The following is a 21948-nucleotide window of genomic DNA, read 5'->3' as shown; positions in this document are numbered from 1 at the left end:
TTAAGTACCTTTGTCATTCGACTCAACACTCCATAGCATTAGCTCTGCTGCCGCTTTGCCTCTCCTGGACGCTGACGTACCTGCCATTGTTCATCCATGACCACAGGTGCATCTAAAGATTGCAGGGGCTCCTTGCCGCGGATCAGATCGGCGGCGCGCTCAGCCACCATGATGGTGGGCGCGTTCAGGTTGCCATTGGGTATGGTCGGGAAAATCGATGAATCCACAACACGCAGATTTTTGATGCCATGAACCCGAGTTTGCGGGTCTACCACCGCACGCTCATCGATGCCCATCTTGCAGGTGCAGGATGGGTGATAAGCGCTCTCTACCGTCTGCCGAACGAAAGCGTCAATTTGCTCGTCGCTGTCAACCGCGGTACCTGGCTGAATTTCCGGCCCGCGGTACTCATCCATTGCCGGCTGATTAATAATTTCCCGGGTGAGGCGGACGCACGCCCGAAAAACTTCCCGGTCGGCGTTGTGCTGCAGATAGTTGAACTGTATCCGTGGCGCTTCTTTTGGATCAGCAGACTTTACGTGTACGGTGCCGCGGCTTTTGGGCTTGTTGTGGCCAACATGTAGCTGAAATCCGTCGCCATCAAACGCTTCTTTGCCGTCATAGCGCATTGCCGCAGGCAGAAAATGGTATTGCATATCTGGCCATTCCACGCCCGCTTTGGAGCGGATAAAACCGCAAGATTCGAAGTGGTTGGTGGCGCCAAGGCCATCTTTTTTCAGAATCCAGCGCACGCCTATTTTCAGTTTGTTCCACCAGTCGAGCTTGCGGTTTAACGACACCGGCTGCTCACAGCGGAACTGAAAATAAAACTCCAGATGATCCTGTAGGTTTTCACCCACTCCCGGCAGCTCGTGCTTCACCTCAATGCCGGCCTTTTCCAGAACCTCGCGGTTACCAATGCCGGAAAGCTGCAACAGGTGCGGAGAGCCAATGGACCCTGCCGACAAAATCACCTCTTCAGTGGCTTTCACCTCTCGGATCTTACCGCTCTGTTCGTAACGCACACCCGTAGCGGTATTGCCGTCGAGAAGCACTTTGTGCACCAGAGCATGGGTAACCACGGTCAGATTAGGGCGATCCATAGCCGGCCGCAGATACGCATTCGCAGTAGACCAGCGACGACCATTTTTAACCGTCATGTGCATGCTGCCAAACCCTTCTTGCTGGGCGCCGTTGTAGTCCTTTGTAGGGAAATAACCGGCGTCCTGACCTGCGTCAATAAAGGCCTTATACAGGGGGTTTTGCATGTTGTTGCCGTTGTTTACGCCCAACGGACCGTCACCGCCACGGTAGCGATCACCGCCGAATGCCCAGGTCTCCGCTTTTTTGAAATATGGCAGTACCTGTTGGTAATTCCAGCCTTCTGCGCCTTGTGATTCCCACTCATCAAAGTCGCGGGCGTGGCCACGCACGTACACCATGCCATTGATGGACGACGATCCGCCCAGCACTTTGCCGCGTGGGCAATGCATGCGACGGTTGTCCAGATAAGGCTCCGGTTCGGTTTCAAACTGCCAGGCGAATTTTTTGGTGTTCATCGGAATGGACAAGGCGGTCGGCATCTGAATAAAGATGCTTTTGTCGCTACCACCGGTCTCCAGTAGCAGAACCTTACGGTGGGTATCTTCGGTCAGGCGGTTAGCCAGCACACAGCCAGCAGAGCCCGCGCCCACAATGATGTAGTCGTATTGGTTGTCGTTCACACACGTTCCCCTTTTTAGCTCCGAAATCAAAATGGCGCGTCGATGTCTTCCATGCCCACATACACCGCCTTGAGCTGGGTGTAGTGAGAGATCGTCTCGCGGCCATTTTCGCGGCCAATACCAGAGAGTTTGTAGCCGCCCACGGGCATTTCTGCCGGGGAAGCTCCGTAGCTGTTAATCCAGCAAATACCTGCCTGCATCTGATGAACAACCCGGTGGGCACGGCGAATGTCATTGGTAAACACGCCCGCCGCCAGTCCGGTTTCAGTCGAATTCGCGCGATCAATCACTTCATTTTCAGTGGCGAACGTGAGCACAGACATCACCGGCCCGAAAATTTCTTCCCGCACGATCGCCATATCGTCAGTGCAGTCGGTGAAAATGGTCGGCTCAACAAAATAGCCGCCCTTGGAATCTTCCGGCTCAAATCCGTGACCTCCGTGACGGAGTGTTGCGCCTTCTGCCACACCTTTAGCGATATAGCTCAAAACCAGCTCGCGGTGCTTTTCAGAAATAAGCGCACCAAAGTTGGTTTGCGGGTTCATCGGATCGCCCGGCAGGATGTTGTTGCGGGTACGCTCCAGCAAACGCTCCATGAATTTCGGGTAGATATCCTCATGCACGAACACTCGGGTGCCGTTGGTGCAGACTTCGCCCTGGGTATAAAAATTGCCCACCATGGCGGCCGAGATGGCATTCTCCAGATCAGCATCGTCAAAAATAATGAGCGGGGATTTACCACCCAGCTCCATGGTCACACTTTTCAACGTAGTAGCCGCAGCGGCCATGACTTTCTTGCCGGTACCTACTTCGCCGGTAAACGACACTTTGGCGATTTCGGGATGGTGAGTCAGCCAGGAGCCGACCTCTGCTGCGCCCTGCACGACGTTAAACACACCGGCAGGAACACCTGCTTCAATATAAATCTGGGCCAGTTTGGTGGCGCCCATTGGCGTTTCTTCAGAAGGTTTGAAGATCATCGCGTTGCCACACGCCAGTGCCGGAGCAGACTTCCAACAGGCGATCTGTAACGGATAGTTCCAGGCGCCGATACCGGCGCATATGCCCAGCGGTTCCCGGCGGGTGTAATAAAAGTCACCCCCAAGATCCTGCTGGTTACCTTCAATCGACGGCGCCAGACCGGCAAAAAATTCAATCGAGTCTGCGCCCGTTACGATGTCAACGGCTTGGGCTTCCTGCAACGGTTTGCCGGTATCCAGAACCTCAATAACGGCCAGCTCGTCGTTACGTTCACGCAGTAATGCGACGGCTTTCAGAAGAATGCGACTGCGCTGCACGGCAGGCATGGCAGCCCATTCTGTAAATCCAGCCCGGGCGCTCTCAATGGCGGCCTGCTGCACAGATTCATCCGCTATTTCTACTTCGTAGATCACTTTGCCCGTGGCCGGATTGACAACTGGAAACACCTCACCGGTATTGTTGGCAAAGAAGCGACCGTGAATAAAGTTCTGTAAACGAGGTACTGAGTGGGACATAAAAGCGTCAAACCTTAACGTGAATAATGAGTGATTCTGCTTAAACGATGCGGCTACTAAATGTTGCCTGGGGCCGGGCCAGCGTGTCCCGTATAAAGCGCTTACACAGCCGCTCACCCGCTTCGAAACTTTCCTGTGGGTCGAGGCTCAACGCACTACGCAGCCAGAACCCGTCTATCATCGCCGCCGTTTGCCGCGCCACCTCGGTCGCAGCTGTAGGCTCCATCACCTGGGCGAAGGAATAACGCAGGTTGCTATAAAGACGCGCATTGTTGATCTGCTGCAAACGTTGCAGACCGGGCTCATGCATGGACCGCGACCAGAAACTCAGCCAGGTTTTTGCCGCCAGTGCCGAGCGCTGGAAGTTGGAAAAGTTGGAATCAACGATGCAGTCCAGGCGCTGTTCCGGCGACCCGTCGGTCTTCGCCATACGCTCACGAAGCTCTTTTCCCAGCTGGTCCAGTAAATATCGAAGCGCTGCTTCAATCAGGCCCTGCTTACCACCGAAATAGTGGCTGATGATGCCCGAGGACATTCCCGCGCGTTTGCTGATGCTAATAATGGTGGTATTCTGCATCCCCAGTTCCGCAATCGACTCCATCGTTGCTTTGATCAGCTGCTGTTTTCGGGTGTCTTTCACTCCAATTTTTGCCATGATTATTCGCTACTTTATAGCCCTGAGTTTATTAATTGAACGTTCAATTAACTTTAAGGCTACAGAAACTACAACGGAGCTGCAACCTGCAGAAGTACAAAAAATAACCGATCAGAGTCTGGTAAGTCGGGGAACGAGCATCAAACAGATACCCACTATTTGTCCGCATAGTCCGCAGAAAAATGCCCTTTAATTAGCCAATACAATCGTGTTCACAGCGGGTCTGTAGTGCCTGATTGTTGACCGGACAAAATGTGGTGCAAGCTGCGGCACTCAACCATGGGGTCGTCACAGTTGACGACAATATCGGAACGGGCAATCACATAACTCTTGCCGGTAATCTGGTTCTTCACCATCTGGACCTCGCCGTTCTGCTCTACGGCACTGAACTCGCCGATGAAGCTGGTTTCCCGCAGAGAAACAGTTTCCAGCCGGTCACCGGGTTTGATGGTACCTTCGTAATTCATCAATGCCAGCCGCGCCGAGGTTCCGGTGCCAGTGGTGCTGCGGCAGATGACGCCGGGATGCACATAAGTCGCGGAACGGGAACGGTAATAGCCTTCGCCCACATGCTCTACGGGGCCCATAAAGTGGAGAAACGGCAAGGGCCCCACATCGCCCAACGTGTGATGGGAAAAACGTCGTTCCGCCTGCACCGCCTCAACAATGGCATGAGCCGCCTCGGCAAGCCTGCGCTCTTCATCCAGAGTAAGGTCGAACCCCAACTCTTTCGCATCGACCAGCGCATAGAAACCGCCACTGTAAGCAACGCTGTAGGTTACCCTTCCCAAAGACGGCACCTCAACGGTAGCCCTGTAGGTGTGGATGTAGCTGGGCAGACCTTCACAGGTGATGGATTCAACCACCCCGTCACGCACCGTTGCGTCTATTTGCACCAGCCCGGCCGGCGATTCCAATAGGAACTGTTGCCGGCCTTCCTGCTTGGGCACAATGCCCGCTTCCAGAACAGCGGTGGCCGTGCAGATAGTGTTGGAACCAGAGTAAATCGGATACCCCATCACTTCCATGATGATATACCCGGCCGCTGCTCGCGGGTCTGTCGGCGGCACCAGCAGGTCTACAGACATCTCGGGAATACCGTGGGGCTCCTCCAGCAACAAACGGCGCAAGCCATCGGCATTGTCCCGCAGGTATTCCATCTGGGCCCGCACGGTGCCCCCCGGCAGCGGATCAATGCCGCCGGTAACAATCCGGCTAACGTCGCCACCGGCATGGGTATCCATCAACTGAATGGTCAGTTCCGGTTTCATCACACGTTCTCCAGAGTGAAAGGCTTACCATGCTCGTCCCATTGCGCGTCGGGAACAATCACGATCTTGCCGAGATAATTGCTGCCCCGATTTTCAAAATAGACCTCGGCATGGTGCAAATCCGACAGTTTGAACGCGCCGTGCAGTACCGGCTTCAATTTCCCCTCACGAATCCAGGCCATGAGTTGGTCGGCTTCGTCACGGGTACCGTGTGAGACCCCAAAAATTTGTACCTGATAAAGGTAGATGCGGGTCCAGAGAATCTCGCTGATGTTGCCACCACTTGCACCAGCGATGCTCAACCGCGGATAGGTGCTGCGGGCCTTCATATCAAAGATCATGGTGTCGATGAATGTGTCGGTCATCTCTCCGCCCACCAGATCCATCACCGCGTCGAATGGTTTGCCGCCCGTTGCCAATTTAACCCGGTCAACAAAGCTGTTCATGTCAGAGCGATCCAGTACGGCCTCAGCCCCAAGCTTAAGCAACGCATCGGCTTTGTCGTCTTTGCTCAGAGCGAAGGGGATAGCGCCCACAATGCGGCACAATTGAATCAACGCAGTACCCACACCGCCGCTGGCACCCGTGACAAGTACCCGCTCGCCAGCCTGAATATTTGCCGAGGTGACCATGTGATAGGCCGTTTGGTAAGAACACATGCCCATTGACGCCAGTTCAGCGTCGGACAATTCGGGGTTGGGAATGTGATGAAACTGGTTCGAAGGCAGCGCGACATATTCTGCATAGCCACCATCCGCGCCGTGGCCATAGTAATCAGGGGTCAGGTTAATATCTGTGCGGGCATCGGCGTAAATATTGAAATCCAGTAAGCCACGTTCGCCTATGCGGCTTTCATCAACACCTTCACCCACGGCCACAACGCGACCGGCTATGTCAGCACCCTGAATGCGTGGGAAAATCAGCGTCGGCTTGCCACCCATTTGGAAAGACGTCATCTCTCCTTTTTTAGTAGGGTAAAGTCCTTCACGGGCCTTGCGATCCGTGTTGTTTTTGGCTGTGGCTGTTACCAACACCAGCACCTGCCCTGGCGCCGGCTCAGGTGTCGGTACCGTCTGGTATTCAAGCGTGTCGATACCACCATGGCCGGTTAAAACCATGGCTTTCATAGTATTGGGAATCATAAGCGCGCGCTCTTGCCAAGTAGAATCCCGATGTTAACAGTTGCAGCGACGATCACCACGTCAACGGGTTTTACCTAACAGCTTTCTGCGCTCACATATGGCCACGCCGAATGGCGGATCGGTCTTGCCACTGCATGTCATACCAAGGGCAATTCAGACTTTCTATCTTTTTTTCCCTCAACCAGACCGTTTGCCCCTGATAATCTTGCGGTTTCCAATTTTCTGTTACTTTTATGCAAAACCCGGGGCGGTCCGGAAGAGACTTTATGTATGTTTTCGGATACCCCGCCGGCTTTTCACCCGTCACAGCAGATTTCAGGTCATCCAGAGTCGTAACCTCTTTCTGTGTTGAACAACCGACGACAAAAACGGCAAGAAAAATCGCTATGATTTTTTTCAATGTTCTTCCTCGTTCTGGGCAAAACATCTGCTGTTGCGGCTACCCGAATTCTGGTGCAACTTCAAAATTTTACGTGCGGGGCGCTTGATCACAACCAGAGGGAATCTGAATCAGCCCTGAGTTACGCCAATAAACCGAGTCAAGCCAGCATTCAGGCTTGACTCGGTGTACTCCAAGATGAATTTGTAAATCTTAGTCAACGGCTCTCTGCACCGCCACATAATGTGTGACCTTAGCGCCGTCCATCACCGGCGATACCTTCCATTCAATGGTAAAAGGTGACCCGTCTTTGCGATAGTTGATGGTGCTGCCGTGGAAGGTCCGATTGTGCTTCAGATCGTCAGCCAAACGATCCGTTTCCGCTTTATCGGTCTTCGGACCCTGCAGCAGACCAGGCGTTTTGCCCATCACTTCATCGGCCGAATAGCCGGTCAGGTCGGTAAAGGCCTGGTTGACATAAATGATCACTGAATTTTTATGATCATCGGTCACGTCAGTCACCATCACCGACTCGAAAGCCAGACCCGCAACAGACTGAAAAAGTGGGGATTGCAGCAATTCTTTGGAATTATTCATACATTTCCTTTTGTATTAAACACACTGGCCCGAGTTAAACGACCATTCTTGTATATACGCACAGCGGCCGGCGCTGTATCAATACCCGCAACGCGATAGACCGGGGCAAAATTATTTTTCAGAGCCCTGCCTATCCAGTTTTCCTCGAGTGAAAAAAACGCCGACACCTAAGATGTGTTAGCCTGCTGGTCCTGGCATACGAGTTATCAAGTATTTTTCCTGCTTGACCAGTTCGAGCGCTTTCTTCCGGCGTTTTCTCGAGATCTCGCGTTTCATCGGCGGCCTGACCGCCCTCGGCCTTCTGTTTCAACGACAGATGCAGCCTTTTCAAAGAAAGATACAGCCTTCATAGCATTGCGCCATTGACACATTTAACCCTGGCGCGCATGACCTAAAAACCGAAGTCATTGTGACTTTTAGACGTGCCATTTTAGGTGCTGGCCCAATGTCGTGCTTTTAAAAAAGCTCGCGATGCCGTCGTTGCCGTCTATCTTTTTGCCCAGATATAATTTTTAGCTAAAAACGAAACAGGAATTTGCCTGCGATCAAAGAAAGTAGGAAAGAAAGTACGAGACAAAGAAAGAAACGATCAATTACTGATAACAATACTTTTTCGGAGATGTGTATGAGATTTTTAAACAAACTTGCTACTGCCGCTGCAGTTAGCTCACTAGTGCTTGGCGCGACGGTAGCCCAGGCAGATTCAAAAGAGCCTATTGTCATTGCCACCCATAACTGGACCAGCCAAATTACTATGGCTTACGTTATTGGCGGTATTTTTGAAAGCATCGGCGATAACGTTTCTTACGTACCTGCCGATAGCCAAGCGGTTTACGAATCTGTTCGTAACGGCGACGTTACTATTGCCCATGAAGTCTGGCAGTCTACTTTTGGCAAGTCTTTCAACAACGCTTTAGACGCTGGCGGCATTATTGATGTGGGCACCCACGCCTCTGTTACCCAAGAAGAGTGGTGGTACCCCGCGTATGTAGGCGACTTATGCCCGGGCCTACCCTCCTGGGAAGCGCTGAACGATTGTGCCGAACTGTTTGCAACACCAGGCAGTGGTGGCAAAGGGCGTTATCTTGACGGCCCTATGGACTGGCATGGCCAGGAAACCCTGGACCGCATTGAAGCTCTTGATATGAACTTTACAGCCAAGTTTGCCGGGTCATCCGGTGCACTTTGGGCTGAACTGGAGTCTGCAGCCAAAGACAACCGTGCGGTGGTTGTATTTAACTGGTCACCCAACTTCACCGATGCCGGTGACGGTGGCAGCTTCGTTGAATTTCCCGCGTATACAGAGGGCTGCAAGAAATCAGACGGCGGCGATGGCAAGTGTGGTTCGCCCCCAGCAGGTTGGTTGAAGAAAGCCGCTTATTATCAAATGCCCGCGAAATGGCCAACCGCTTATAAGATCTTTAACAACGTATCCTTTACCAAAAGCGATATCGGCAATATGGCAGCATTGGTAGACATCGATGGTATGTCCCACGAAGCAGCCGCTACTAAATGGCTGGCTGATAACGAAGCAACTTGGAAAGCCTGGTTGTAATCTAAATACGCTAACCTGAGTGCGCTGCATTCAGGTTAGCTTTTATATTAAGAATCTCTATTTATTTGTTTTTTTTCAGTGACAGCAGTGCTATTGACGCGGTGCAACAATACTCTATTGCGCTTGTTAGTCCGATATATTCACTGAATTATTGCCATCAACCCTATCTTTTAGCACTTCTTTTTTTACAGGAATTTGATTATGTCAACGTCAGCTCAGCCGGTCATCAAGTGCGAGTCTGTCTATAAAATTTTTGGCGATAACGCTGTAAAAATTCTGGAACAATCCGGCGGAAAAGTAGATACAGCATCATTACTCAAAGCCGGCTGTGTCATTGGTGTTAACAACGCTTCTTTTGAAGTGCACAAAGGTGAAATGCTCGTCATCATGGGCCTGTCAGGCTCTGGTAAATCGACCCTTTTACGCTGTATTTCACGCCTGATAAACACCACTGCAGGCGATATTTTTATTGATGGTGAAGACCTGCTTGCGATGAATGCAAAGGAACTCATCAACATTCGCCGTAATAAAATGGGCATGGTATTCCAAAGTTTTGCCCTTCTGCCTCACAAAACCGTTCTGGAAAACATTGCCTTACCCTTGCAGGCAAAAGGCATAAGCACCCGCGACAGCATGGCCCGTGCGATGGACATGGTGAACCTGGTAGAGCTCACAGGTTGCGAAAACGACTTTCCGCGCCAACTCTCCGGTGGTCAGCAACAGCGTGTCGGCATTGCCCGCTCATTGGCCGTAGAACCTGAAATCTGGTTCCTCGATGAGCCCTTCTCGGCCCTGGACCCGTTGATTCGCAGGGAAATGCAAGACGAGTTTCTGCGCTTGCAAAGTGTATTGCACAAAACCATTTTATTCGTTACCCACGACTTCGATGAAGCGCTACGCCTAGCCGACCGCATTGCCATTATGAAAGACGGCGTCATCGAACAAATTGACACCCCGGCCAACATTGTACTCAAGCCAGCCACGGAATACGTCGCCAAGTTCACCCGTGGCGTACCTCGTGAGCGCGTACTTTCTTGCAAAACCATCATGGAAGATTACGACGCAACCGCCAAGATGAGCGACGTCACTGTCTCTGCCAATGCCATTATCGAAACTGTAGCTGGATCTGTTCTAACCGAGCAAAACCCAGTGGCTGTCATTGATGCCGAGGGCAATATTGTTGGCGCTTTAAACCGCAACATTATGATAGACGTCTTGTTTGGTGAAACTAACAGCATGCCAGTTAATAACTAAGTTATGAGCAAAGCCTAATGCAATATTTTACCGAACATAAATGGACGCAGTTTGTCGCCCTATTGGTAGTGTTCTTTGGCCTTGTGATGGCTATCGACCCAGCCACAGGTGGTAACCTATGGCGCCTGCAAGAAACCCGATTTTGGTTGCTTCCCGACGTTGTTAACGACGGCCTTAAGTTCTTAATCAATGATTTTTGGGTGGTCGAGACTTACGATGCCGAGTTAGACATCACCGAACAGTCGACCATGATGAAAGAGTTTACCCGCGACTTGTCTGGCGTGGTTCTGTTCAGCATCAACCTGATTCGTGAGCTCCTGTTAGGGGGCGTCAAAACCGTTGTGGCCTTCACCAGCTGGGATTTTATTAGCGAAAACGAGTGGGCTCGAATTCCGGCACTGCCGTGGCCCGCCGTTGCTGCGGGTGCCTTTTTAACAGGGCAATATCTTGGTGGCCGCAACCTGTCACTTCTGGCCGGCATCAGCACCATTTACATTGCCGTATTTGGTCAGTGGACACCCGCCATGCAAACCTTATCGTTTGTGTTGGTGGCCGTGCCTTTATCGGTTTTGCTGGGGTTAACCTTAGGCATTGTCGCCTTCAGGAACAAAACCTTCGAGGCTGTTTTGGCGCCACTATTGAACGTGGCTCAAACCATGCCCCACTTCTCGTACTTGATTCCAGTGGTGGTGTTCTTCGGCATTGGTGACCACGCCGGTGCTATTTCAACGGTTATTTTTGCCACTCCCCCAATGATTCGCCTCACCATTCTGGGCCTTAAAAAGGTTTCTCCAGAAGTGGTGGAAGCCGGCATGATGAGTGGCTGCAACTCACGCCAGCTGATGTTTAAAGTACTCATCCCTACCGCACGCCATGACATCTTAATCGGGGTGAACCAGGTCATCATGCAGTGTTTGGCTATGGCGGTTATCGCATCATTTATTGGGGCAAAGGGCTTGGGCTACGACTTACTTGTTTCGTTGAATATGCTCAAGATAGGCCAGGCCCTCGAATTGGGTATATCCATTGTCTTGATTGCGGTGGTTCTGGACAGGTTATCCTTGGCCTGGGCGAAAAAGCAGGTGGATTACTTCGCTGACGTACCCTTTCATTTGCGTCACAAGTATTCACTCGCCTTCGTGGGCATTCTGATTTTCACCTCCGTTGCTGCCTATGTGGCATCCGTGGCTTTTCCAGACAAAGCCAATTACTTCTACTTTGTTCATGAATCACAAGGGCTTACCACTGAAAAATTCTGGGATTCTATTGTTGACTGGATCATAACCAACACTTACGACAGCGTACAAAGCTTCAATGCCTTTATGATCATCTCGATTCTGATGCCCATGAAAGAAGCCTACTTAGCGATGCCCGTCGCGGCCACTTTGCTCTTGGTTGCAGGTACCGGTTACATCGTTGGCGGCCTTCGCTCTGCTATGATTGTAACGGGTTTTATCGCTTTTATTGCCTTGACGCCTTGGTGGGATCGCGCCCTCATTACAGCCTACATGGCCACCTTTGCCGTCATCATTTCCGTCACTATTGGCTGTAGCGTCGGCATTTTGTGTTCGCGAAGCGCCAAGGCAACCAAGTTTATATTGCTGGTCTGTGACACGTTTCAGACATTTCCGTCGTTCGTTTACTTAATCCCGGTCATCATGTTGTTTGGTGTAAGCGACTTATCGGTGCTTATTGCGGTGATCGTGTACGCCACCATCCCTGCCACACGTTACACCGTGGAAGGGTTGAGTAACGTGCCAAAAAGCTTGCAAGAAGCCGGTTCTATGTCAGGAGTTAACCGCACGCAGCGTTTACTGAAAATTGAACTGCCCCTGGCTTTCCCGCACATCATGCTGGGCATCAACCAAACCGTCATATTCTCATTGTTTATGATCATCATCGGCGCCTTTATCGGGACCGACGACTTAGGTCAGCTCATCATGCAGTCTTTATCTGAAGCCAACGGTATGGGCCAAGGCATCGTGCTCGGTTTGTGCGTTGCCTTTATTGGTCTGGCCGTAGACCACTTGATTCATACCTGGGCAGAGCAGCGTAAGAAAGTGCTGGGGCTTGCTTAACCGATACACCGGGACAGGTTTATTATCCATAGCCTAACCTGCCTGGTTTCCCGACAATAAATCATTCATCTGCTGTTGGCGCTGGCGGGTAGTTGAAGCCGGCCGGTGTCGCTTACACAATCGCGGGAGATCAATGCCATACTGCACGAACGCATGAAAGCAGCAGCTGAGGAATCGGATATATGGCAAATGGCAAATGGAATTGGGATCCGAACAGTTTCCTCGATGATTTTCCAGTCGAAGATACCCCCGGTATAAAACTTTTGCTTAACAGTGCTGGCGTGCTTATGGCTGGCCGTGGCGAAAGTATCGACAAGGTTCTTAATCCAGATCAACATTCGCTCGGGGAACACATCGACACCTTATTCCCCGAAACGGCGGGAAACCGGGGACTACGAGAGGCCCACTCCAAGGCTATGGGAGGCGATCTACAAAACTGTCGCCAGCGAGTTGGTAGCCTGGATGTAGCCTGGGAACTCATTCCTGTGAATACAAAAAGAGGCCGGGAAGTGCTCGCGTTGGCCATTGTACTGACCGACAACCAACCCCTGAAGGATAACCCGCACGAACTCCGGGAGATGGACCCGACCACGGGCATTCCAACCCGGTGGGTGGTCATGGCACAAGCTGAAGAAGCGTTCAACCGCCATCCCAACACTCAATGGGCCGTCCTTCGGCTTAAAATCGAAGGCATGAGGCGTATTAACCAGGCCTTGGGCCAGGATTTGGGTGATCACGCGTTCCATCAGGCTGTCGGACGTATCGTGCGTTCGCTAGCCGAGGATGAGTGCGTTGGACGGATAGCCGGCAACGAGTTTATTCTGCTCATCCAGCATAAAAGTGACAACCATACCGTTGAGCGCATTCAGGCCATGGACCTGTTGTTTGATGAACCCCTGAAGGTTGGTCTGCTTCAGTTCATGCTTCGCATAAATGTGGGCATCGCCCGATCTCCTCAGGACGGTTCAACTGCAAAGGATCTGGAACGGCGGGCCACCATCGCCCTTGAACGGACCCGGCGTTCCGGCGTCAACCACTCATTTTTCAGCCTAGCCCTGGAAGACCACGTATTAGCCCACAGCTGGGTACCGGCTGAAGCCCAGCGCGCCCTTCGTGAATCTGAGTTTCAACTCTATTACCAGCCTTTGGTTGACACACGTACCGGGGAAACGGTTTCTATGGAGGCCCTGATCCGCTGGCAACACCCATGGCGGGGAATGATCCTGCCCGGGCACTTTATTCCAGTGATTGAAGAAATGCAGCTTATCGTTAATCTCGATCTTTGGGTGCTTGAGCGTGCGTGTCATGAAGCGATGTCCATGGGCAAGCCGGTAGCGGTCAACATTACCGCCAATACCATTACGGCCCCGGACTTTTTGAAAAGACTGGATCGCGCCCTGACCCAGAGTAAGCTGCCACCAAGCTGGTTGACTCTGGAACTCACAGAGCGGGTATTCAGCTCACCGGAACTGGTGCTGGAGCCGTTAAAGGCCGTACACGAGCGCGGGATTCAGATTGCTGCCGACGACTTCGGCGTGGGCTATTCGTCGTTGTCGTACCTTTGGCAATATCCGCTGGATAAGCTCAAGCTCGATGGCTCTTTTGTCCGCGCAGCGGCGCTGGATCAGCGCGCCCAGGATCTGGTAACCGGTCTTGTGCCACTCATAAAAACCCTTGGAATGACGCTGATTGCGGAATGCGTTGAGACGGAAGAGGACCGGAACTGGCTGCACGAAGCGGGCGTATTTTTCCAGCAGGGATACTACTTCGCACGTCCCGCTCCTTTCTCATAACGTCCAGAACAGCTGGCGCGGCCCAGCTCTATGGCGAGTGCCAAGTCTATTTCGGGAACCACCGACATGACGGCTGCGGCACTGGACTCAAGATGGGATTACCGGACGGTTTTGAGGGCCTGGCTTTCTTGGGCATGAACCAGCGTTAACGTCACCGCGTTCAACCCCGTGTTAGCTTAGCGGAGTATCGTGATTTTAGGAGTTAATAGATTATGAAGTTTATTCTGATGCTTGCCCTGTTGGGCGTAATGATTGGCGCAGCGCCGGCAATGGGCAAATCATCTCATAGCGATCAGCTACCGCCGGGCCTGCAGAAGAAAGTCGAGCGTGGCCAGCCACTGCCGCCGGGCTGGCAGAAAAAGCTGAACTATCGGAAAGGTGATCATTTCGACCGGGAGTTGCTGCGCTTCGGCAATATCCGCGACGTCGATGGCAACCGTCAGCGGGTAGAGATCGAGGGTCGCGTCTATACGATTATTAAGGATACCCGAGAAATCATCGATATTCTCAACCAGTAACATCAAATAAGCCGGGACAGATTTCTTTTCCAATCCCGGACTCCCTGAAGTTATAGGGCCCTGTGGGTCACACCAAAGCCCCATTCACAATGGCCCGCAACTCCTGCCGGATCGGGTAAGACGACGAGGGAATCAGTTGCGTCATGAAGATCATGACCAGCTCCTCCACCGGATCGACAAAAAAGTTGGTGCTCGCCAAGCCGCCCCAACCGTATTCGCCCGCCGACCCGTTGGTCTGGGATTTGGCAACGTCTGTCTTAACCGAGAAACCCAGGCCAAAGCCGGTTCCGGCATAAGGTGTTTCGCTGAAGGCTCCAACCGCAAGGCCCGGCAGATCCTGATTACCCGGCAAGTGATTGCAACGCATGAACTCCAGGGTTTTTCGACCAATAATCCGTCGCCCCCGAAACTCTCCGCCCTGGCAAAGCGCCTGGGCAAAATGAAAGTAATCGTCGATGGTGGACACCAGCCCGCCGCCGCCTGACACAAACTTATTTTTGTGCCGAAAATGTGACGTCTCCGGATCGTCCTGCAGCTTGAGCTGATCGCCAGCCCGGTACTGATAGCAAGCGGCGAAGCGGTCAAGCTGATCGTCACGAACCTGGAAGCCGGTGTCTGGCATGTCTAATGGAGCAAAGATATTGTCGCGTAGATACTCGTCTAAAGGCTGATCCGCCAGCAACTGCACCAAATACCCCAGCACATCCGTGCTGACGGAATAGTTCCAGGCCGTACCCGGTGAAAACTCGAGCGGCAGTTCCCCAAGTTGGCTCACCAGTGCTTCCAGCGTCAGGTTCCGGCTGCCATCAAGCCCTAACTCGCGGTAGGCCGCGTCAACATTGGTGCGGTTCATGAATCCGTAAGTCAGGCCCGACATATGGGTGAACAGGTCGCGGATGGTCATGATGCTGGTGGCAGGCGTGGTCAGAAAATCGGGATAAACACCACTTTTATAAACCCGTAGGTTTTTCCACGCCGGAATGTACTTATGTACCGGGTCATCCAGCAAAAACCGCCCCTGCTCGTAAAGCTGCATCATGGCGATAGACGTGATCGGCTTGGTCATCGAGTAAATGCGAAATATTGTATCCCGGCAGACAGGTTTGTTGCGCTCCGCATCCATCAACCCCTGGGCTTTCACATAGGCGATTTCTCCTCGCCGGGCGACCAGTGTCAGCGTGCCGGGTAATTTTCCAGGCTGGATATAGCGACGATCAAGATGACGTTCAATATTGCGAAGCTGGTCTGCTGAAAGGCCAGCAACCTGTTTGAGTTCCGTCATAGTGAAAGCACCTTGTTGTGTGGTTTTGAAAGCAATTTACGAATCAATGGTAGCGTCTGGTTCATCCACCAGCCGCGCCCGAACCCGTGGCAGATACTCCGGATAGTTGTTCTGTACAAAGGTCACCAACCCCTCCCGCACTGCGCACCGTAAATCCCAAGCCTTGCTGGAATTCGAGGCACTCATCAGGAAGCGCACCTGCAGCGCCCGCTCGTTCGATTCGGTTACCTGCACTGTCTCCGTTTTTCCGTCCCACAGGGAGGATTTCCTGAGCAGCCGCGCGAACTCCTCGCGCAATTGTTCCACCGGCATGGCGTAATCCAGTGAGAGAAAAACCGTACCCATCAGGTCAGCGCTATTGCGCGACCAGTTCTCAAACGGGTTCTCGATGAACCATTGCAACGGTACGATCATCCGGCGCAGATCCCAGATCCGCAACACTACGTAAGTCGCGGTTACTTCCTCAACCCAGCACCACTCATCCTGAACATGGAGTACATCGTCTATACGGAACGGCTGGGTCAAAGCAATCTGCATGCCTGCCAGCAAGTTACCCAGCACCGGGCGGGCCGCGAAACCCAGAACAATGCCGCCAATGCCTGCGGAAGCCAGCAGGCTGCCACCAACGTGGCGCACGCCGTCAAAGGTCATCAGGGCGCCCCCCAACCCTATAATCACGATCAGGATATTGAGGCCGCGAACCAAAAACCGGGTCTGTGTTTCAACTTTGCGGGCACGTTTCCATTGGTGCTCAAGCGCCGGGTTGAGCGTAACAATCACATCCCCGATGGCCGAGGTGCAACGCACCGCCGCCCAGGTCATCGACAAGATCAGCAGCAGCGTGGCGAAATGCTGCAGTTCCGCCAGCAGGAGAAGACCTTCAGGTGCGGTTTCCAGAACCCCGTTCAGCACCAGCAAACATAAAAATACGCCCAGGGCGCGGGCCGCGGCGTCCAGAAAGATCCGGGGAACGGCTTTGGAACGTGTAACCCGACGTGTCACTCCCAACGCAATCCGGTAAGCGGCGTAGGTCGCTACCAGCGCCAGTAACGCAGAGGCCCCCGGCACCAGCCACGCGGTTAGACCGGCCTCGATCGACTCCAACATTCCTTACTCCCGCCACAATAACTCTGAAGTCGTCAAATTAGCGCATGCCGCGAGTGCTAGCAAAAAAAAGTGTTAAAAAAGGTAATAGGAAAGTCAAAGTTCACGAGTCTGCTACCATGAGTCAACTCCCACAAAAGAGCAGACGCATTATGGATACAACCAAGTTCTACATTAACGGAAAATGGGTAACGCCTCAGGGCACCCAAACGATAGACGTTATCAACCCCTCTGATGAAACCGAATTTGCCAAGATTACTCTGGGCTCTGAAGCTGATACGAATATGGCCGTCAGCGCTGCAAAAAGCGCATTTCCGGCTTGGTCGACATCGACCAGAGAACAACGTATTGACCTGCTGGAGCGCTTGCTGGAAACCTACACCGCGCGTGCTGAAGAGATGGCACAAACCATCAGTAAAGAAATGGGAGCGCCCATTAACCTGGCGAGAACAGCCCAAGTGGGTGCCGGTGCTACGCATCTGGCAAACACCATTCGTGCTTTAAAAGCCTTTAAGTTTGAGCACGCCCTGGGTGACCACGCGCCAGAAAACAGAATCATGCACGAACCGGTGGGCGTTTGCGCTCTGATAACCCCCTGGAACTGGCCGATGAACCAGATCATGCTGAAAGTGCCGGCTGCCATTGCGGCTGGCTGCACAGTGGTTCTCAAACCGTCAGAGATTTCACCTTTGTCCGCAATGCTGCTGGCAGAAATGATCGACAGCACGGGCTTTCCTCAAGGCGTATTCAATCTGGTCAACGGCGATGGCGTAGGCGTTGGCTCGCAACTTTCAAAACACCCGGATATTGATCTGGTCAGTTTTACCGGTTCAACCCGTGCCGGCAAAGCCATCACCATTGCCGCAGCAGACACCGTGAAGCGAGTTGGCCTGGAGCTAGGCGGCAAAGGCGCTAACATCATCTTTGCCGACGCCGATGACAAAGCCATAACGCGCGGTGTGCGCCATTGTTTTGCGAACTCAGGCCAATCCTGCAACGCGCCAACACGGATGCTGGTGGAGAAGTCGCTTTACAAGCAGGCAGTTGAAACCGCCGCATTGATTGCCAGCCAGACAGATGTTGGCCCTGCCGACGTAGACGGTCGCCAAATTGGCCCCGTGGTCTCTGAACAACAGTTCCAGAAAATTCAGGCACTGATCAAAAAAGGTATTGCGGAAGGCGCGACGCTGGTCTCCGGTGGCGAAGGTCGGCCAGAAGGGCTGGACAAGGGCTACTTTGTAAGGCCAACGGTTTTCGCAGACGTTACACCTGAGATGACCATCTGGAGCGAAGAAATTTTCGGCCCTGTTCTTGCCATCACACCGTTTGAAACAGAAGAAGAAGCGGTAAAGCTGGCGAACGATACCCACTACGGGCTAACCAACTACATCCAGACATCCGATAAAGAAAAAGCTCACCGATTGGCGCGGCAACTGCGGTCGGGCATGATCGAAATTAATGGCAGATCCGGATCGTCAGGCTTCCCGTTCGGCGGCATGAAACAGTCGGGCAACGGCAGCCGGGAAGGCGGCGTGTGGGGGCTGGAAGAGTTTCTGGAAGTTAAATCTGTTACCGACTGGTAATTAGCCTGTCGGGTTAACCACTCACTTAGACTTGCCACTCTCTCTACGGGGCCGGGCTGTACAAACAGCCGGCCCCGTTTTTTCATTATTCGGCTATATTTTATAGTTAGAGTTATGCTGCTTATGGATACGCCAATCGACAACCAAGGAGAAGTCTATGGACAGCCTGTTTAGTAGTGTTGGTAATGCTTTCGGTGGTTTGCTGAGCCTGGTTTGGCTGGTCATCGTTATCATGGCCATTGTTAAAGTCGCAAAGAGCCGGGCCAGCACCATCGCCAAAGTGATCTGGATTATCGTGCTGCTTGTGTTTCCCTTGGTCGGCTTCATCATCTGGTTACTGTTCGGGCCCCGAGGGTAGTAATTGGAGCGGTGATTCGAATAGTGATTGGAATACTGAATACAAACAAACTTGATCGGGGAAACACATGAGTAATAAAGATGACATCGTCACCGGTAAGGGACCGGCTGGTGGCTGGGGGTCGTTGAAAGGAATCGCCAGCATCTCTATCGAATCGTCGGCCTCACTTTCCGCAGCGGACACACTGCGCAGGATGAACAAACCTGGTGGCCTTATGTGTCCTTCCTGCGCCTGGCCCAAGCCCAAAAACTACAGCGCGTTTGAGTTCTGCGAAAACGGCGCAAAAGCGGTCATGTGGGAATTGACAACAGACCGCTGCACGCCCGCATTCTGGGAAACACATACGGTGCAACAGCTCCGCACCTGGACCGACCATGAATTGGAAAAAACCGGCAGGCTGACCCACCCCCTGCGTTATAACCCGCAAAACGACCGCTATGAAGAAACCGACTGGGAATCGGCGTTCAAAGACATCGCGCATAAACTCAACGCACTCGATCCCGAAAGTGCGGTTTTCTATGCATCTGGCCATGCCGGACTTGAAGCTGCTTATCTTTACGCACTGATGGCGCGACTGCACGGCAATAACAATCTGCCGCAAAGCTCGAATATGTGCCACGAAACCACCTCTGTTGGCCTAAGCAAGGTAATTGGTTCTCCCGTCGGCACTATCATCTGGGAAGACCTGGAACAGGCCGATGCCTTTTTCTTCTTCGGTCAGAACCCCGGCACCAACAGCCCCCGCTTTCTTCACCCCCTGAAAGATGCAAAAAAACGCGGTGCTAAAATTGTCACCTTCAACCCCATCATCGAGCAAGGGTTGGTGGCGTTTGTAGATCCTCAGAATGCAGTTGATATGACCACGGGGCGCCAAACCAAAATCTCCGACCAATATCACCAGTTAAACTCCGGCGGCGATGTGGCGGCCATCATGGGTATTTGCAAGCACGTCATCGAAGCGGACAAGACCGCTCAACACAATGGCAAAAAACGTATCATCGATGTGGCCTTCATTGAGGAGCACACCCAGGGTTTCGACAGCTTTCTGAGCTCGGTTGAAGCCGCCGACTGGAACGATATCGAAGTCGGTAGCGGGCTCACCAAGCAATCACTGCAAGAAGCCGCCGACGTGTATATAAAGGCAGAACGCGTCATTGGCGTTTATGGCATGGGGCTCACCCAACACACCCACGGCTCGGTTAATGTGGGCATGCTGGTCAATTTGCTGATGCTCAGAGGCAACCTTGGTCGGCTTGGCGCGGGTATTTGCCCGGTGCGCGGGCACTCCAACGTTCAGGGCCAGCGAACCGTAGGCGTCGCGGAGAAAGCTGGCCTTATTCCCATGGACAAGCTGCGCGAGCTTTTCGACTTTAATCCGCCCTTAAAAGACGGTGTCAACATTGTCGAGATGGTCGAGGGTTTGATCGCCGGATCGGTCAAAGCGAGTATTTGTCTGGGTGGCAATCTGCTGCGCGCCGTGCCGGACCAGCAACGTATGGAAAAGAGCTGGGCCGAGCAGGACTTAACGGTGATGATTTCTACCAAGCTTAATCGCAGTCATATTTTTCCTGGTAAGTCGGCCTATATATTGCCCTGCCTCGGCCGTGCTGAAGTGGACCAGCAGGCCAGCGGGCCGCAGGCCGTTTCCACCGAAGACAGCTTTTCGATGATTAGCGGTTCTACCGGCCACCGGTCGCCCATATCCGAACACTTGAAAAGCGAACTCGCTATCATTACCGGTATCGCCAAGGCGCTGTTACCAGAGAATCCGAAGGTGAAGTGGGAGGCGTGGACCGCAGATTATTCGCTGGTGCGGGATCTGATCGAGCAAACATACCCCGACGACTTTGGCGATTTCAACGCACGGATGTTCGAGCCCGGTGGCTTTTATCGAGGCATTGCTGCACATGAACGAATCTGGAAAACACCGGAGAAAAAAGCACTCTTCACCACGCCAGAGCGGCTGACATCGCTGGGATTCGATGCAAAACCCGGCCGTTACAGTTTGCTTACCATGCGTTCAAACGATCAGTTCAACACCACCATTTATGGCTATTCGGATCGCTTTCATGGCATTGAAGGCACGCGGGATGTGCTGCTGATGAACCCGGATGATATTAAACGTGCCGGGCTGTCGGGCGGAGATCGAGTGCTGATGATTACAGACCTGGATGACGGCGTTGATCGCCGCCTTGGTGGCCTGGTGCTAACGCCTTACCGGATTCCGGCAGGCACCGTGGCGTCTTACTACCCGGAGTGCAATGTTCTAGTGCCGGTCAGCCATCATGATCAGCTGTCGAAAACTCCAGGGTCGAAGTCCGTTCCGGTACGGATTGAGCGGGAGCAAGCTTAAAAGAGCTCTGCCCTGCGGCTTTTCCACGGGGCAACTCAAAGCGCGATAGTGGTGAACCAAAAAGTCATTTCGAGCCTATTTTACAGGATTGCTCACTCTTTTGACTCGAACAGGATTTCTGCATGATTACCGTCCACCACCTCAATAACTCCCGCTCACAACGCATTCTCTGGATGCTGGAAGAGCTGGGAGTGCCCTACGAGATTAAGCGCTACGAGCGTGATGCCAAAACCATGCTAGCGCCTGAAAGCCTCAAAAAAATACACCCGCTGGGTAAATCGCCGGTAATCACCGACGGCAACTTGGTCATCGCGGAGTCTGGCGCCATTATCGAATACCTTGCCCACACCTATGGCAAGGATACTATGTTGCCGGAAAGCGGTGGCCAGGCTTGGCTTGATTACACATACTGGCTGCATTACGCCGAAGGCTCTTTGATGCCGCCGCTGGTGATGCGCCTGGTGTTTGAAAAGGTAAAAACCAGTCCGATGCCGTTTTTTGTCAAACCAGTGGCAAAAGGCATCGTGAACAAAACCAATGAAGTTTTCATCGGCCCGATGATCAAAACCCACCTGGATTTTGTCGAATCTCATCTGGCGAAAAACACCTGGTTTCTTGGGGATAAACTGAGCGTTGCGGATATTCAGATGAGCTTTCCATTAGAGGCCTCAGTGGCCCGGGGCATCATCGGCAAGAACCGGCCTCATATTACAGCCTGGGTGAAACGTGTGCACGCCAGACCGGCTTACCAAATTGCCCTTGAAAAAGGCGGGAAATACGATTTTGCCTGAGCAGACGGTGGAGTG

18 protein-coding genes are annotated in these 21948 nt (G+C 52.8%); 9 read left to right on the top strand and 9 right to left on the bottom strand.

Features of this window, described 5'->3' with window-relative positions; all coding sequences use genetic code 11:
* Positions 1-38: 38 nt before the first annotated feature.
* The 7 genes from betA to MIH18_RS17930 all read right to left on the bottom strand — a co-directional run bounded on the left by betA (position 39) and on the right by MIH18_RS17930 (position 7264).
* Positions 39-1724, bottom strand: coding sequence for a choline dehydrogenase (betA, locus tag MIH18_RS17960; protein ID WP_249013152.1), 1686 nt, complete (start codon positions 1722-1724; stop codon positions 39-41).
* Between the two features lie 26 nt (positions 1725-1750).
* Complete coding sequence (gene betB, locus MIH18_RS17955) at positions 1751-3220, bottom strand: betaine-aldehyde dehydrogenase (RefSeq protein ID WP_249013151.1); 1470 nt, start codon at positions 3218-3220, stop codon at positions 1751-1753.
* 40 nt (positions 3221-3260) lie between these two features.
* Complete coding sequence (gene betI / locus MIH18_RS17950; protein WP_249005965.1) at positions 3261-3875, bottom strand: transcriptional regulator BetI; 615 nt, start codon at positions 3873-3875, stop codon at positions 3261-3263.
* 212 nt (positions 3876-4087) lie between these two features.
* Positions 4088-5146, bottom strand: a complete 1059-nt coding sequence (locus tag MIH18_RS17945; RefSeq protein ID WP_249013150.1) for a proline racemase family protein — start codon at positions 5144-5146, stop codon at positions 4088-4090.
* The gene (locus tag MIH18_RS17940) at positions 5146-6288 is read right to left on the bottom strand and encodes a zinc-binding dehydrogenase (RefSeq protein ID WP_249013149.1); all 1143 of its coding nucleotides are present in this window, start codon (positions 6286-6288) and stop codon (positions 5146-5148) included. The genes MIH18_RS17945 and MIH18_RS17940 overlap by 1 nt, the downstream gene beginning before the upstream one ends.
* A 91-nt stretch (positions 6289-6379) precedes the next feature.
* Positions 6380-6688, bottom strand: coding sequence for a hypothetical protein (locus MIH18_RS17935; protein WP_249005968.1), 309 nt, complete (start codon positions 6686-6688; stop codon positions 6380-6382).
* A 192-nt stretch (positions 6689-6880) separates the two neighbouring features.
* Entirely contained in the window at positions 6881-7264 is a 384-nt protein-coding gene (locus MIH18_RS17930) for a PAS domain-containing protein (protein ID WP_249005969.1), read from the bottom strand.
* Between the two features lie 625 nt (positions 7265-7889).
* On the opposite strand from MIH18_RS17930, the gene MIH18_RS17925 reads away from it, so the two are divergent.
* The 5 genes from MIH18_RS17925 (at position 7890) to MIH18_RS17905 (ending at position 14462) form a co-directional block, all read left to right on the top strand.
* The gene (locus tag MIH18_RS17925) at positions 7890-8819 is read left to right on the top strand and encodes an ABC transporter substrate-binding protein (RefSeq protein ID WP_249013148.1); all 930 of its coding nucleotides are present in this window, start codon (positions 7890-7892) and stop codon (positions 8817-8819) included.
* A gap of 201 nt (positions 8820-9020) precedes the next feature.
* Positions 9021-10073 (top strand): ATP-binding cassette domain-containing protein, encoded by a 1053-nt coding sequence (locus tag MIH18_RS17920; RefSeq protein ID WP_249005971.1) that lies wholly within the window; start codon positions 9021-9023, stop codon positions 10071-10073.
* A 17-nt stretch (positions 10074-10090) separates the two neighbouring features.
* Entirely contained in the window at positions 10091-12151 is a 2061-nt protein-coding gene (locus MIH18_RS17915) for an ABC transporter permease subunit (protein ID WP_249013147.1), read from the top strand.
* 182 nt (positions 12152-12333) lie between these two features.
* A complete protein-coding gene (locus tag MIH18_RS17910; RefSeq protein ID WP_249005973.1) occupies positions 12334-13944 on the top strand; it encodes a phosphodiesterase in 1611 nt (536 codons plus the stop codon).
* Between the two features lie 212 nt (positions 13945-14156).
* Positions 14157-14462, top strand: a complete 306-nt coding sequence (locus tag MIH18_RS17905; RefSeq protein WP_249013146.1) for a hypothetical protein — start codon at positions 14157-14159, stop codon at positions 14460-14462.
* Between the two features lie 67 nt (positions 14463-14529).
* Here MIH18_RS17905 and MIH18_RS17900 read toward each other — a convergent pair whose 3' ends face one another.
* On the bottom strand, positions 14530-15744 hold the full coding sequence (locus tag MIH18_RS17900; RefSeq protein ID WP_249005975.1) for a serine hydrolase domain-containing protein: 1215 nt from the start codon (positions 15742-15744) through the stop codon (positions 14530-14532).
* A gap of 36 nt (positions 15745-15780) precedes the next feature.
* Positions 15781-16851, bottom strand: a complete 1071-nt coding sequence (locus tag MIH18_RS17895; protein ID WP_249005976.1) for a mechanosensitive ion channel domain-containing protein — start codon at positions 16849-16851, stop codon at positions 15781-15783.
* 146 nt (positions 16852-16997) lie between these two features.
* Here MIH18_RS17895 and MIH18_RS17890 point away from each other — a divergent pair, with 146 nt between their 5' ends.
* The 4 genes from MIH18_RS17890 to MIH18_RS17875 all read left to right on the top strand — a co-directional run bounded on the left by MIH18_RS17890 (position 16998) and on the right by MIH18_RS17875 (position 21933).
* Positions 16998-18431, top strand: a complete 1434-nt coding sequence (locus tag MIH18_RS17890; protein WP_249014648.1) for an aldehyde dehydrogenase family protein — start codon at positions 16998-17000, stop codon at positions 18429-18431.
* Between the two features lie 157 nt (positions 18432-18588).
* Complete coding sequence (locus tag MIH18_RS17885) at positions 18589-18789, top strand: PLDc N-terminal domain-containing protein (RefSeq protein WP_249013145.1); 201 nt, start codon at positions 18589-18591, stop codon at positions 18787-18789.
* Between the two features lie 67 nt (positions 18790-18856).
* A complete protein-coding gene (locus tag MIH18_RS17880) occupies positions 18857-21142 on the top strand; it encodes an FdhF/YdeP family oxidoreductase (RefSeq protein WP_249013144.1) in 2286 nt (761 codons plus the stop codon).
* A 122-nt stretch (positions 21143-21264) separates the two neighbouring features.
* Positions 21265-21933, top strand: coding sequence for a glutathione S-transferase (locus MIH18_RS17875; RefSeq protein WP_249013143.1), 669 nt, complete (start codon positions 21265-21267; stop codon positions 21931-21933).
* Positions 21934-21948: the final 15 nt, after the last annotated feature.

Origin of the sequence: Marinobacter sp. M3C (genome assembly GCF_023311895.1) — a bacterium.
In the GTDB taxonomy this organism is placed as follows: Bacteria; Pseudomonadota; Gammaproteobacteria; order Pseudomonadales; family Oleiphilaceae; genus Marinobacter.
Note: the sequence above shows the minus strand (reverse complement) of the source record. Positions and strands in the feature narration are given on the sequence as shown.